Below are 13,772 nucleotides of genomic sequence, written 5' to 3'. Positions count from 1 at the left end.
GGACCGTCCCGGTACGTTTGCGGGTTTTGCGCGCGGTTTCGGGTGGTCCCCGTGACCGATGGCTGTGCAGGATGAGGACGATAGCCAGTCCGCAGGGTTACAGGCAAGCATCCGTTTGGGGCATGCCTGTTCCAGACGGCAGCGGCAGGTAAACGGGATAACGCAGAAATAAAAGATGCGGCGTCAGGGCGTCAGGTTGCCCGGAGCAGGGGCCGGCGCCATGACGGCGCCGGCGGGGGCAGTGGGGGAGGATTGAGAGCTGATTGGGGCCAAGCAGCCCATGGCCTGTCGGCTGTCAGGCGGCCTCTTCCGTGGCGTCTTCGAGGGCGGCCAGATATTTCTCCGCTTCCAGCGCGGCCATGCAGCCCATGCCGGCCGCCGTCACGGCCTGGCGATAAACCTTGTCGGTTACGTCGCCGGCGGCGTAGACGCCCGGAATGTCGGTGGCCGTGCTGTCGGCCGTCTTGAGGATATATCCCTCATCGTCCATGGGCAGCTGGCCTTTGAAAATCTGTGTCGACGGTGTGTGGCCGATGGCGATGAAGACACCGTCCACAGCCAAATCCTCGACCGCGCCGGTCTTGGTGTTTTTGATCCGTACACCGGTCACGCTTTTGGGGTTGTCCGTGCCGACCACCTCATCCAGAACGCTGTCCCATCTGACGGTCACGTTTTCGGTTTTGAACAGGCGGTTCTGGAGGATTTTTTCCGCGCGCAGGGAATCGCGGCGATGGAGAAGCGTCACGCTTTTCGCCAGATTGGACAGATACAGCGCTTCCTCGACCGCGGTGTTGCCGCCGCCGACGACGACCACATCCTTGCCCCGGTAGAAAAAACCGTCACAGGTGGCACAGGCCGAGACGCCGTAGCCGTTGAAGGCCTGTTCGCTTTCCAGGCCGAGCCATTTTGCCTGCGCACCGGTGGAAATGACCACGGTATCGGCGGTGTAGATGGTACCGCTGTCGCCGATGGCGCGTTTCGGCGTGGCTTTCAGGTCCACTTCGGTGATGGTGTCGTAAATGATGTCGGTGCCGACATTTTCGGCCTGCTGGCGCATGGCTTCCATCAGGTCCGGTCCCTGAACGGCGGTGGCGAAGCCGGGATAATTTTCCACGTCCGTGGTGATGGTCAGCTGCCCGCCGGCCTGCATGCCGGTGACGATCATGGGGTCGAGGCTGGCGCGCGCCGCGTAGATGGCGGCCGTATAGCCGGCCGGGCCGGACCCGATGATCAGCAATTTGGTATGTTTTGTCGTGCTCATAATATCCGCTCCAACAGCGTTCGTTTCAGCGTGGTGAGGCAGGTACCGGTGCGGCCCGCAACCCCTTCAGTCCCTACATAAAGTCTGGCGCATCCATTACCAACGCACAATCCCGATCACAGTTATGAGAGAGGTCGATGGCAGTTTCGCCAAAAGCCCGCCCGCGTGACGCCTGCGCCATTGGCGGGCCGCACCCCGGACGGTCGTGTCCGGGGTGCGTGGGTTTGCTGCAGCCGCGATTTACAGCGCGGCGGCGTTTTCTTCCAGATAGGACGCCACGCCGTCGGCGTCCGCGACCATGCCCTTGTCGCCCTTCTGCCAGCCGGCGGGGCAGACTTCGCCGTGTTCCTCGTGGAATTGCAGCGCATCGACGAGGCGGACGTATTCATCGACATTGCGGCCGAGCGGCAGGTCGTTGATGGACAGATGGCGGACAATACCGTCGCGGTCGATCAGGGCGGTGCCGCGGAAGGCCACGCCGTCATCCTCGAACAACACGCCGTAGTCGCTGGCGATGGATTTCTTGATATCGGCGACCAGCGGGAAGTTCACCGCACCCAAACCGCCTTTTTCAACCGGGGTGTTGCGCCATGCGAAGTGGCTGAACTGGCTGTCCACGGACACGCCGATGACTTTCACATTGCGTTCCTGAAAGGCCGGAATGCGGTTATGGAAGGCCAGGATTTCAGACGGGCAGACGAAGGTGAAATCCAGGGGATAGAAGAACAGCAGGCCGTAGCTGCCGTCCAGATAAGAGGACAGGGTGAAATTTTCGTCGATCGAGCCGTCGGCCAGAACGGCGGCGGCGGTAAAGTCGGGGGCTTGTTTACCGATCAGGGCAGTCATAATCACATTCCTTAATAATCAACAGGGTCAACAAAGCAGGCGCCATACCGCGTGTGGTGTCTGTCCGTCCTTGCCTTTTGGGTGGGGAGGCCGGGTACCGCGCCGAAAAGCACCATATCGAATGTATATGGTGAGGCAATCGCTTTCTTTCGATGGATTTAATCGATTTTTCCGATCATAAGATCGACATCATGAATGCATGAAAGTTAGTCCAAACAACTTTTATGCACTCACACGATTTTCACAGGATTTCATGTGGCGCGGGCCGCTAAGTGCCTGGCGGCAGATATCTGGGCGTCAGTGCCTGAGAGTAGGCATCAGGGGACAGGCATCAGGGGATAGGTTCCAGGGCGGGAGGGCGCAAGGCGGTGGTCGCGTGAGGGGCGCCCGTGCCGGTGCGAGCGGGTGCGGGTGCCGAGGTGCGGGCGGCGACGTGGAAGACAGGTGACCGCAGAGATACCGGGCAGAGCGGTCAGCCGACCTGATCCTTCAGTGTGCGGACGCAGGCCGCCGCGATTTCCGCCTGGAGGCGGGTGTCGATATTGCCGGACGCGCGGCCATGTTCCAGCAGTTGCGACACGGCGGTCTCCAGCACATCAAGGGTTTTGCGCATAGCGTCGTCATGACCCTGGTCGGCGGTCCGGGGTGTGCCGGGGCCGGCGTCGGCCGGGACCGGAGCGATCGGCGGTGCCGACTGTTTCGCAGTGGTCAAATCCCTGAGCGTCGGTCTCGGCGTGTCCGAGCCGCCTGCGGGCGTTTCTGGCAGGAACAGGTCGTCGCCGTCGTCTTCGTCCCCGCCCTCGTGCCCGGTGCTGTCCCCGGCCATGCCGCTTAGGGTAGCGCGCCGTACCGTTTCGCCGGGTACAGTGCCTGTTTGCCCGCCGGCGGCGAGAAGATCGTTTTCCAGGGCGCCGGGAACAACAGGGGTCAGATGGCCGTCATAGCCTTCGAACAGGCCGCCGGCGGGGCTGAAACGGGGCGTGGCTTCAAGCGTCCAGTAGCGATGGCCTTTCGGCAGATGCGACAGGTAAATGGGGGCGTCATGGATGGGTGTGCGCCGTTGCAGGGCGCGGGTTATGGGATGGCCCAGCTTGTTGTTGAGCGCCAGCAGGTCGAGCATGGCCATGCCGACGAGGCCGTCGCTGTCCTTGTCGAAAAGCAGATGGGCCTGGGCGGACACGGACGTGACGAAGCCGTCCCGGTCGCTTGACCAGGACCAGCCGGCAGGTTCCGTATCCGGACCCGTCCGTGTCCCTGACTGTTCGTCCCCCATTGTACCGCCTGCCTGATGACGGGTGTCGTGCCGCCGGTGCGCCGTTTGCGGTGCCTCGTTCGCCGGCGCGCCGCCGTCGCCGGGCGCAGGGCTTATGTCTGCCGTTTGCGTCCCGGTGTCTTCACCCGAAATCTCCGCCGGAGCGCCGTGCTGTTCCGCAGCCTCCGGACTGTTGATGTCTGTGCTTACTTTATTTTCGGGAAAATGCTCAACAAGCAAATCCTCGTCCCGGCGCAAAATCCGCAAGGATGCGGCCCTGTGATCCCCTGCGGTATCCCCTGTTTCACTCCCGGTATCACTCCCAGTATCGCTCTTCGGGGGATGCGCGGTGTGATCCGGTGCCCGGTCTTCCGTTTGCTCTTTTGAGTCTTCTTGACTTCTTGAGCCTTCCGGGTCGGTGCCGGTCGTCGGCAGGGGCGTGACCGTGGCGCCGCCCTTATCCTTGCCGGCCCCGTCCGGTGTATCGCGCCAGAAGGAGAAGGACGACGGGCCGTCATGCCGGTCGTCCGCCGGTCGGGCGCGGGCCAGCGCGATCCAGACATTGGCGGACAGGTCGTTGCGCGTGGCCAGTTCGCTGTGATGGCCGCGCCCGGTGCGGGTGATCAGGGCGATCAGATCGTCCTCGTCATAGGGCGCGCGGTGCAGCAGGTTGCGCACCAGTGCGGCCTCGTCACGGCTGAGCCGCATGACAAGGTCCATCGGCGGGTCGGACAGGCCGGCGAGAAGGTCGGCGGCGGTCTGCCGGCTGTCGCGATCAACATGCGGTAGAAGGGCCTCAACCACGTCCAGCAACTGGGCGCGGGTCGGTTGCTTGACCGGAGCCTTGCCGGTCAGGAACAGGTCGATCAGATTACGGTACAGCGCCGTCCGGTCTTCGTCACCATGCACTCTGACATAGTCCACCAGTTCGCGTATGCGCGTATCGATCGCGTTCATAGACCCTGTGCTGGACACAGCATACCAATTAACAGGCAGCGCGCCCTTTACCCTCCGGCGGCAAGTTGACCTTGCCCTTTGATGAGGCGCTTTCCACGATGGAAAGGGTGCCTGGAGCGCTGCGTTTCCGTCCCTTGATGAATGTTTTTATTATTGCGGTGCCGACAGTGTTGTTGTTTTTCAGTGTCGTCTTTGCGGTCACCGCGGATGCGAAAAATCTTCCGGATCGATCCCCGCCCCTGTGGCAGTGGACAAATCGCGGACAGGGCATCGCAGTCAGAGCGTCACGGTCAAGGCGGGCCGGCACCGGTAAGCCAAGCCGAATCAGCCTTTCCATACTATGCAAAACGACTCAGGACGCCAGTCCGATTTTGTTTTAGAAATAAAATTATCAAAATTTGGAACTTTGTTTCCGGCTTGGGTTTCATTATGATACCTCAACAGTTCATTGTCTGGAGGATTTGGCGTCATGGGACGTGTCAAGCTGGATGCTGTCGACCGTAAAATTCTGGCTTCGCTACAGAATGAGGGCCGCATCACCAATGTCGATCTGGCCGAGCGGGTGGGTATCACCGCACCGCCCTGCCTGCGCCGGGTGCGGGCGCTGGAGGATGAGGGCTTCATCCAGGGCTATCACGCCGACCTGAATCAGGAGGCGCTGGGCTACGGCCTGACGGTTTTTGCCCTTGTGGGCCTGCACAGCCAGGCGGAAAGCGACCTTCAGGCGTTTGAGCTGAAGGTCCAGGAATGGCCGTTGGTGCGCGAATGCTACATGCTGAACGGCGAGATCGATTTCATCCTGAAAATCGTCGCGCATGACCTGGCGGAATTCCAGAGCTTTCTGACCAGCGCGCTGACGCCGGCCCCCAATGTGGCCAGCGTGAAAACGTCGCTGACCATCCGCAATTCCAAACATGTGCCGGGCGTGCCCCTGCCGCTGTAAAAGACGCCCGCCAAGGACGCCGCCCTTGATCAGGGATGCGGCTTTTTGCGGGACCCGGTCGCAGCGTGGGGCCGGGGCATAGGGATCGGACTGCAAAAAAGGGCGCTGAGGGCGCCCTTTGTCGTGTCCGGTGTGTTTCGGGGCGGGGGCCTGTACGCCCGCGCGCCGATGTGCCGATGTCTTGTTTGAACACGCGGTTTATGGGGGCCGCGGCCTTATTTGAAAGCGACCTCGACGACCTCGTAATAGCGTTCGCCGCCGGGGGTTCTGACCTCGACCTCGTCGCCGACCTTGCGGCCGATCAGGGCCCGCGCGATGGGGGACTGATAGGAAATGCGGCCCGCTTTCACGTCGCCTTCATCGGCGCCGACGATCTGGTAGATCACTTCGGCATCGTCCTCGTCGGCCAGGGTGACGGTGGCGCCGAAGACGATTTTGTCGCCTTTCAGGGCGGTCGGGTCGATCACTTCGGCGCGCGAGAGCTTGGATTCCAGCTCCATGATGCGGCCTTCGATATGGCCCTGACGTTCCTTGGCGGCGTGATATTCGGCGTTTTCCGACAGATCGCCATGGGCGCGCGCCTCTTCGATCGCCTGCACGACGGAGGGGCGTTCAACGGATTTCAGCTGTTTCAGTTCCTGTTCCAGAACCCGGTAGCCGTCCATCAGCATGGGCACTTTTTCGGTCATGTCGTTATTTCCGTTTCTCCGTTCGGGACAAAACGCTATGGCTGACAGTCCGCCGGAGGCCGGGGGCCGTCCGCGCCAGTCACCTTGCGTCCCGGTAATGTTTTGGCCATGACTAAAAGGCGAACGCCGACCTAAAAAAGGCCGGCGCAATTTTTTTGTCTAGCGTAAAACGCGTGATGGATCAAGACCTGTTCATCCCTGGTGGGCCTGTAGGCTTTTCACCGTCAGGGCATCCGTCTGCACCGCCTGAAGGGACTCGATCGCCGCGCGGGAGGCGGCCATGGTGGTGAAATAGGGAATTTTCATCATCAGGGCGGTGCGGCGCAGGCTGAGGCTGTCGCGGATCGACTTGCGGCCTTCGCTGGTGTTGATGACCAGCGCGACCTCGCCGTTTTTCATGATGTCGACGGCGTGCGGGCGCTGGCCGTCCACCACCTTGAACACGCGGTCGACGGACAGGCCCTCGGCCGTCAGATACTCGGCGGTGCCGAAGGTGGCGACCACCTCATAACCAAGGTCGATGAGCCGGCGCACCACCGGCACCAGCGCCGGCTTGTCGCCGTCGCGCACCGAGACGAACACCCGGCCGGTTTTCGGCAGATGTGTGCCGGCGGCCAGCTGCGCCTTGTGGAAGGCGGTGGCGAAATCGGTGTCGATGCCCATGACCTCGCCGGTGGATTTCATTTCAGGGCCCAGCAGAACGTCGACACCGGGGAAGCGCGCCCACGGCAGCACCACTTCCTTGACCGCCACATGGTCGGGGCGCGGCGATTTCAGGCCGAAGGCGGACAGCGGCTCGCCCACCATGACGCGGGCGGCGATGGCGGCGATGGGGCTGCCCACGGCCTTGGCGACGAAGGGCACGGTGCGGCTGGCGCGGGGATTGACCTCGATCAGGTAGACGGTGCCGTCCTTGACCGCGAACTGCGCGTTCATCAGGCCGCGCACATCGAGCGCGCGGGCCAGTGCCTCGGCCTGGGTGCGGATGTCGTCAATGATGGCGTCCGACAGGCTGAAGGGCGGCAGGGCGCAGGCGCTGTCGCCGGAATGGACGCCGGCCTCCTCGATATGTTCCATGATGCCGGCCACATGCACGTCGGTGCCGTCGGCCAGCGCGTCCACATCCACCTCGACCGCGTCCTTGAGGAAGCCGTCGATCAGCACCGGGCTTTTGCCCGAGACTTGGACCGCCGCGCTGATGTAGCGCCTGAGACCGGCTTCGTCATGGACGATTTCCATGGCGCGGCCGCCGAGCACGTAGGACGGGCGGATCAGCACCGGATAGCCGACCTCGGCCGCCACCGTCACCGCCTCGTCCATGGACCGGGCGATGCCGTTGTCGGGCTGTTTCAGGCCCAGCGTGTTGACGAGATCCTGAAACCGCTCGCGGTCCTCGGCCAGGTCGATGGCGTCGGGGCTGGTGCCGAGGACGGGCACCCCGGCGGCTTCCAGATCATGGGCGAGTTTCAGCGGCGTCTGGCCGCCGAACTGGACGATCACGCCCTTGACCGTGCCGGCCTCGTTCTCGCGGGCAATGATGTCGAGGACGGTTTCGGCCGTCAGCGGTTCGAAATACAGCCGGTCGGAGGTGTCATAGTCGGTGGACACGGTTTCCGGGTTGCAGTTGATCATGATGGTCTCGAACCCGGCGTCGGTCAGTGCGAAACAGGCATGGCAGCAGCAATAGTCAAACTCGATCCCCTGGCCGATGCGGTTGGGGCCGCCGCCGAGGATGACGACCTTTTCCCGGTCGCTGGGATTGGCCTCGCACGCAGGGCGCGCGCCGGCATGCGCGGTTTCATAGGTGGAATAGAGATAGGGCGTGCGCGCATCGAATTCGGCGGCGCAGGTGTCGATCTGCTTGAACACCGGGCGCAGGCCCGCCGCCTGGCGGGCCGCCCGCACGTCCGCGACCGGCAGGCCGGCCAGCGCGGCCAGACGGTCGTCGGAAAAGCCGAGGGATTTCAGCGCGCCGAGCCCGCCCGCGTCCGCCGGCAGGCCGTGGTCCGCCACCCGGCGTTCCGCGTGGACGATGGCCTCGATCTGGCGCAGGAACCAGGGTTCATAGTGGCTGACGGCGTGAATGCCGTCGACCCCGATGCCGCGGCGCAGGGCCTCGGCGATTTTCAGCAGGCGGTCGGGCCGGGCCAGCGCCAGTTCGGCCAGCATGTCGTCCCGGTCGGCCGGGGTGTCGCCGTCGGCGGCGAAGGCCACCGGGTCCAGCCCGCTTAACCCGGTTTCCATGGAGCGCAGGGCCTTTTGCAGGCTTTCGGCGAAGTTGCGGCCGATGGCCATGGCCTCGCCCACGGATTTCATCGCCGTGGTCAAAAGCGGCTCGGTGCCGGAAAACTTCTCGAAGGTGAAGCGGGGGATTTTCGTGACCACATAATCGATGGTGGGCTCGAACGCGGCGGGCGTGACCCCGGTGATGTCATTGTCCAGTTCATCCAGCGTGTAGCCGACGGCCAGTTTGGCGGCGATCTTGGCGATGGGAAAGCCGGTGGCCTTGGATGCCAGCGCCGACGAGCGGCTGACGCGGGGGTTCATTTCGATGACCAGCATGCGGCCGGTCGCCGGGTCCACCGCGAACTGGACGTTGGAGCCGCCGGTCTCGACCCCGATTTCGCGCAGCACCGCGATCGAGGCGTTGCGCATGATCTGATATTCCTTGTCGGTCAGGGTCAGTGCCGGGGCGACGGTGATGCTGTCGCCGGTGTGCACGCCCATGGGATCGACATTTTCGATCGAGCAGATGATGATGGCGTTGTCGGCGCGGTCGCGCACCACCTCCATCTCGTATTCCTTCCAGCCGATAACGGATTCGTCGATCAGCACCTCGGTCTTGGGGCTGGCGTCGAGGCCGCTGGCGATGATCTCCCTGTATTCCTCGACATTGTAGGCGACGCCGCCGCCGGTGCCGCCCATGGTGAAGGACGGGCGGATGATCGCCGGCAGGCCGACGCTGTCGAGGGCGGCCATGGCCTCGTCCAGGGTGTGGGCGATTTCCGATTTCGGGCATTCCAGGCCGATCTTTTCCATGGCGGCGCGGAAGCGTTCGCGGTTTTCCGCCTTGTCGATGGCGTCGGCGTCGGCGCCGATCAGCTCGACCCCGTAGCGGTCCAGCACGCCGCTCTCGGCCAGGGCCAGGGCGGTGTTCAGCGCCGTCTGTCCGCCCATGGTGGGCAACAGCGCGTCCGGACGTTCGGCGGCGATGATCTTTTCGACCACGGCGGGGTCGATGGGCTCGACATAGGTGGCGTCGGCGATGTCCGGATCGGTCATGATGGTGGCGGGGTTGGAATTGACCAGAATGATCCGGTAGCCTTCGGCCCGAAGCGCCTTGACCGCCTGGGTGCCGGAATAGTCGAATTCGCACGCCTGACCGATGACGATGGGGCCGGCGCCGATGATCAGGATGCTGTTGATGTCTGTGCGTTTGGGCATGGTGCTGTTTCCGGGGCCTGGGATCACGCGCCCTTGGCGCTGGCGATCAGTGTCATGAATTCTTCGAACAGGTAGAAGCTGTCCTGCGGGCCGGGGCTGGCCTCGGGGTGCTGCTGGACGCAGAAGATCGGTTTTTCCGTGTGGTGCAGCCCGCAGACCGTGCCGTCGAACAGCGAGATGTGGCTCACCGCGACGCCGTCCGGCAGGCTGTCGGCGTCGACGGCGAAGCCGTGGTTCATCGAGGTGATTTCCACCTTGCCGGTGCGCAGGTCCTTGACCGGGTGGTTGGCGCCCCTGTGGCCCTGTTTCATCTTGAAGGTTGCAGCGCCGAAGGCGAGCGCCAGCAGCTGATGCCCGAGACAGATGCCGAAGATCGGCAGCCCGGTGTCGATCAGCCGCCTTATGACGGGCACGGCATAGGCGGCGGTGGCCGCCGGGTCGCCGGGACCGTTGGACAGGAAAATGCCGTCCGGCTTCAGCGCCATGATGGCGTCGAACCCGGTGTCGGCGGGGACCACGGTGACGCGGGCGCCGGCACTGGCGAGACAGCGCAGGATATTGTGCTTGGCCCCGTAATCGACGGCGACCACATGGGCGCGCGGGGCGTCCTGCGTGCCGTATCCGCCGTCCAGCCGCCAGCGCGTCGCCGTCCAGTCATACGGGGCGGTGCAGGTGACGTCCTTTGCCAGTTCCATCCCTTCAAGTCCGGGCCAGTCGCGCGCGGCCGCCAGCAGAGCCTCGCGGTCGAAGCGCCCGTCGGGGTCGTGGGCGATGACGCCTTTCGGCGCGCCGCCGGCGCGGATCATGCGGGTCAGGGCGCGGGTGTCGATGCCGGACAGGCCGACAATGCCGCGCCCGGCGGCCCAGTCCCGCAGGGTGCCGGCGGACCGGAAATTGGCCGGCGCGGTGACATCGTCGCGGACGATGAGGCCGCGCGCCGCCGGGGCCTGCGATTCGACATCCTCGTCATTCGTCCCCACATTACCGATATGGGGAAAGGTGAAGGTGATGATCTGCCCGGCGTAGGACGGGTCGGTCAGTACCTCCTGATAGCCGGTCATGGCGGTGTTGAAGCAGACCTCGCCGACCGCGTGGCCGCCGGCGCCGAAGCCGGTGCCCTCAAGGATGGTGCCGTTTTCCAGCACCAGCAGGCCGGTTGGACGGTCTGTTTGCGGGTGCGGGGACGTGGCGTGCGGGGTTGGAACGGAGGGGGATGTCACCACCGTGGTCTCCATTGTCTTGAGTGCGGTTGCCGCGGGAAAAAAGAGGGGCGTGTGCAGCGTCCCCCCAGTCTGATGCGCCCAAGACACTTGCCAAGGGCGGACCGTGGAGGTAAAAGCGCGCGCGATTTGGATATTTGGGCGCCACCCACCATTGGGGCGCGTAGCCTATGGAGCAATCCAGACCACGTCAAGAAAAAGCCGAATAAAAGAAAAAGGCTTTTAAAACAGTTAGTTAACAAAATGAGAAGGACTTTGACCCGGGGCGCTGCCTCGGGTATGAATCCTTTTCGTGCGAAAGAAGGTAAGGGACGGACATAATGTTGCGTGATGCATTGAATGACGCCCTGAAGGACGCCATGCGGGCGAAGGACAGCTGCAAGGTGTCCACCGTCCGCCTCATCCTGGCCGCGATCAAGGAACGCGATATCGCCGACCGCGGCAAGGATATTGAGGACCGGGACGACGGGGCGGTCATCACCGAGATTCTCGCCAAGATGGTCAAACAGCGCCGCGAAAGCATCAAGGCGTATGAAGAGGCCGGGCGCTGTGAACTGGCCGAGCAGGAGCGGGCCGAGATCGATATCATCGAGAGTTTTCTGCCGCGCCAGATGGACGAGTCGGAAATCAAGGCGGCCTGCGCCACCATTGTCGCGGAACTGCACGCCGAGGGCCTGAAGGACATCGGGCGCTGCATGGGCGCGCTGAAGGGCCGTTATGCCGGGCAGATGGATTTCGCCAAGGCCAGCGCCACGGTCAAGGGACTGTTGAGCTGAGCCCCGGCTTGATTCGATTGGCCTGATTTGACAGGCCTTGTTTTACCGGTCTGATTTAACGCGTCTGAACTGTCGGGCCTGAATGGATATGCCTTATGGGTATGTCTTAAAGTCAGTATGTCCGGGCCGCCGCCCTTGTGCCCGGACCGCTCGCCCCGTACGCTGACTGTGCCGGCATTCGGGGGACGGCACCGGACGGCGCATCCCTTGGTGTTTTACCCTTCGGCCGTTCGTAAAGACCACGCGCCCCGTGGCGCCGAACTGTTAGGCAGGATGCGCCGATGGCGCTGATGGTTCAGGAAGATTGCGCCGATGGCGCCGATGGTTAAGGAAGATCGCGCCGATGGCGCTGGTGGTTAAGGAAGATTGCGCCGATGGCGCTGGGACCCCAATTTCTGGAAGAGCTGAAAGCCCGCTTCACCCTGTCCGACGTGATCGGCCGGCGGGTCAAGCTGCGCCGTGCCGGGCGCGAGTTCAGCGGCCTGTGCCCGTTTCACAATGAAAAGACGCCCAGCTTCACCGTCAACGACCAGAAGGGCTTTTACCATTGTTTCGGCTGCGGGGCGCACGGGTCGGTCATCGATTTCGTCATGGACACCGAAGGGCTGGAGTTTCTGGAGGCGGTCGATCGGCTGGCGACGGAAGCCGGGATGGAGATGCCGCGCCAGACCCGCGAGGAGACCGAGCGCCAGAAGGAACGGCTGACCCTGTCCGAGGTGATGGGCGTGGCGGCCGAATGGTACCGGCGCCAGCTGCACGGCGCCGGCGGGCGGGCGGCGCTGGACTATGTGCGCGGGCGCGGCCTGTCGGACGACACGGTGGCCCGGTTCGGCCTGGGTTATGCCCCGGACAGCCGCACGGCCCTGAAAACCGCCATGGCCGAGCGCGGCATCGCGGAAAAGGACCTGATCGCCACCGGCATGCTGATCGCACCCGAGGACGGCGGCGAGCCGTTCGAGCCCTATGACCGGTTTCGCGGCCGGCTGATGTTTCCCATCACCGACCGTCAGGGCCGGGTGATCGCCTTTGGCGGGCGGGCGCTGTCGGCGGACGTGAAGGCGAAATACCTGAACAGCCCCGAGACCACCCTGTTTCACAAGGGCCGCACCCTGTACAACTGGGCCGAGGCGCGCAAGGCGGCCTATGACGTCGGCCATGTGATCGTGGGCGAGGGCTATATGGATGTCATCGCCCTGAGCGAGGCCGGCCTGCACGCCGCGGTCGCGCCGCTGGGCACCGCGCTGACGGAAGAACAGATCGCCCATCTGTGGGCCATGGCGGACGAGCCGGTGCTGGCGTTCGACGGCGACAAGGCGGGCCGGCGGGCGGCGAACCGGGCGGTGGAGCGGGCGCTGCCCCTGTTGAAGCCGGGCAAGTCCCTGCGGTTTCTGTTCCTGCCCGAGGGGGACGACCCCGACAGCCTGGTCCGCCGCGAGGGACGCGGGGCGTTCGAGGCGCTGATGGACAGGGCCGCGCCACTGGCCGACATGCTGTGGCACGGCCTGAGCGACGGGGTGCCGGCGGACACGCCGGAGCGCCGCGCCGGGCTGGAAAAGGCGGTGTTCACCCGCCTGGCCGAGATTGACGACGAGACGATTCGCAAACTGTACCAGCAGGATTTCCGGCGCCGGTTGAACGAGACCTTCGGCCGTGACGGCGCCGGGCGGCGACCACGCGGCGGGCCGGCACGCCGGAGCGGGCGCGGCGCCCATGCCGCGAAAGGCCGCATGAAGGGCGGGATCAATCCGGGGTATGCCTGGCAGCAGGACGGCGGCATCAAGGGCACTGCCTTGGGGCGCACCGCCGGCGACAGCCCGGTTCTGGAACGGCTGGAACGGCTGATGATCCTGACGCTGGTCCATCATCCGCAGATTCTGGTGCGCCATGAGGAGGCGGTGGCCGAGACCCAGTTCACCGTGCCGGGGCTGGACCGTCTGCGCGACCTGCTGCTGGAATGCCTGATGGACGGCCTGAAGGGCGATCCGGCGGATGCGCCGGCCGGTAACGGGGCCGGCCCCCTTGACCGCGAGCGGGTGGCAACCCATCTGATCACGCAGGGAGCGGGGGACTGGCTGACAAAACTGAAGGCCGACCCTGTTTTGCGGAATGAATGGTTCGCCTGGGAAGACGCGGCCTTGTCCGATGCCATTACGGGGTTCGAGCATGTCATGGCGCGCTATGCCCATGTGACGCAGGCCTGGGGAGCCTACAAGGCGGCGGAGGCCGATTACCGGGCCGATATGAGCGAAGAGGCCCAGACGCGGTTTTTCGCCGCGCAGGAAGCGTTTCGCGCGGCCGAGGAAACGGCGGTGGACAAACCGGGCTACGGCCTCGAATCAAACCGCTTACGCAGTTGAGATTTATGCTATAGACGCGAGTCGCGT

Annotated in this window: 9 protein-coding genes; 3 read left to right on the top strand and 6 right to left on the bottom strand. The window is 64.2% G+C overall.

Features of this window, described 5'->3' with window-relative positions:
- Nucleotides 1-295 precede the first annotated feature (295 nt).
- The 3 genes from trxB to BXY39_RS03905 form a co-directional block, all read right to left on the bottom strand.
- Complete coding sequence (trxB, locus tag BXY39_RS03915; RefSeq protein ID WP_121937497.1) at nucleotides 296-1,261, bottom strand: thioredoxin-disulfide reductase; 966 nt, start codon at nucleotides 1,259-1,261, stop codon at nucleotides 296-298.
- A 240-nt stretch (nucleotides 1,262-1,501) separates the two neighbouring features.
- Nucleotides 1,502-2,107: a peroxiredoxin gene (locus tag BXY39_RS03910; RefSeq protein ID WP_121937496.1), complete on the bottom strand. Its 606-nt coding sequence runs from the start codon at nucleotides 2,105-2,107 to the stop codon at nucleotides 1,502-1,504.
- Nucleotides 2,108-2,579: 472 nt separating this feature from the next.
- Nucleotides 2,580-4,316 (bottom strand): PAS domain-containing protein, encoded by a 1,737-nt coding sequence (locus BXY39_RS03905; protein ID WP_121937495.1) that lies wholly within the window; start codon nucleotides 4,314-4,316, stop codon nucleotides 2,580-2,582.
- A gap of 469 nt (nucleotides 4,317-4,785) precedes the next feature.
- Between BXY39_RS03905 and BXY39_RS03895 the strand changes: the two genes are divergently transcribed.
- On the top strand, nucleotides 4,786-5,259 hold the full coding sequence (locus BXY39_RS03895) for an Lrp/AsnC family transcriptional regulator (protein WP_121937493.1): 474 nt from the start codon (nucleotides 4,786-4,788) through the stop codon (nucleotides 5,257-5,259).
- A 215-nt stretch (nucleotides 5,260-5,474) separates the two neighbouring features.
- Here the strand turns inward: BXY39_RS03895 and greA are convergent, their stop codons facing one another.
- The 3 genes from greA to carA all read right to left on the bottom strand — a co-directional run bounded on the left by greA (nucleotide 5,475) and on the right by carA (nucleotide 10,627).
- Nucleotides 5,475-5,948, bottom strand: coding sequence for a transcription elongation factor GreA (gene greA, locus BXY39_RS03890; protein ID WP_121937492.1), 474 nt, complete (start codon nucleotides 5,946-5,948; stop codon nucleotides 5,475-5,477).
- Nucleotides 5,949-6,140: 192 nt separating this feature from the next.
- Nucleotides 6,141-9,392, bottom strand: a complete 3,252-nt coding sequence (carB, locus tag BXY39_RS03885) for a carbamoyl-phosphate synthase large subunit (RefSeq protein ID WP_121937491.1) — start codon at nucleotides 9,390-9,392, stop codon at nucleotides 6,141-6,143.
- A gap of 23 nt (nucleotides 9,393-9,415) precedes the next feature.
- On the bottom strand, nucleotides 9,416-10,627 hold the full coding sequence (gene carA / locus BXY39_RS03880) for a glutamine-hydrolyzing carbamoyl-phosphate synthase small subunit (protein ID WP_121937490.1): 1,212 nt from the start codon (nucleotides 10,625-10,627) through the stop codon (nucleotides 9,416-9,418).
- Nucleotides 10,628-10,932: 305 nt separating this feature from the next.
- Here carA and BXY39_RS03875 point away from each other — a divergent pair, with 305 nt between their 5' ends.
- A complete protein-coding gene (locus BXY39_RS03875; protein WP_121937489.1) occupies nucleotides 10,933-11,388 on the top strand; it encodes a GatB/YqeY domain-containing protein in 456 nt (151 codons plus the stop codon).
- Nucleotides 11,389-11,762: 374 nt separating this feature from the next.
- A complete protein-coding gene (gene dnaG, locus BXY39_RS03870) occupies nucleotides 11,763-13,745 on the top strand; it encodes a DNA primase (RefSeq protein WP_121937488.1) in 1,983 nt (660 codons plus the stop codon).
- Nucleotides 13,746-13,772: the final 27 nt, after the last annotated feature.

The sequence above is a fragment of the Eilatimonas milleporae genome, from assembly GCF_003688555.1.
In the GTDB taxonomy this organism is placed as follows: domain Bacteria; phylum Pseudomonadota; class Alphaproteobacteria; order Sphingomonadales; family Kordiimonadaceae; genus Eilatimonas; species Eilatimonas milleporae.
Note: the sequence above shows the minus strand (reverse complement) of the source record. Positions and strands in the feature narration are given on the sequence as shown.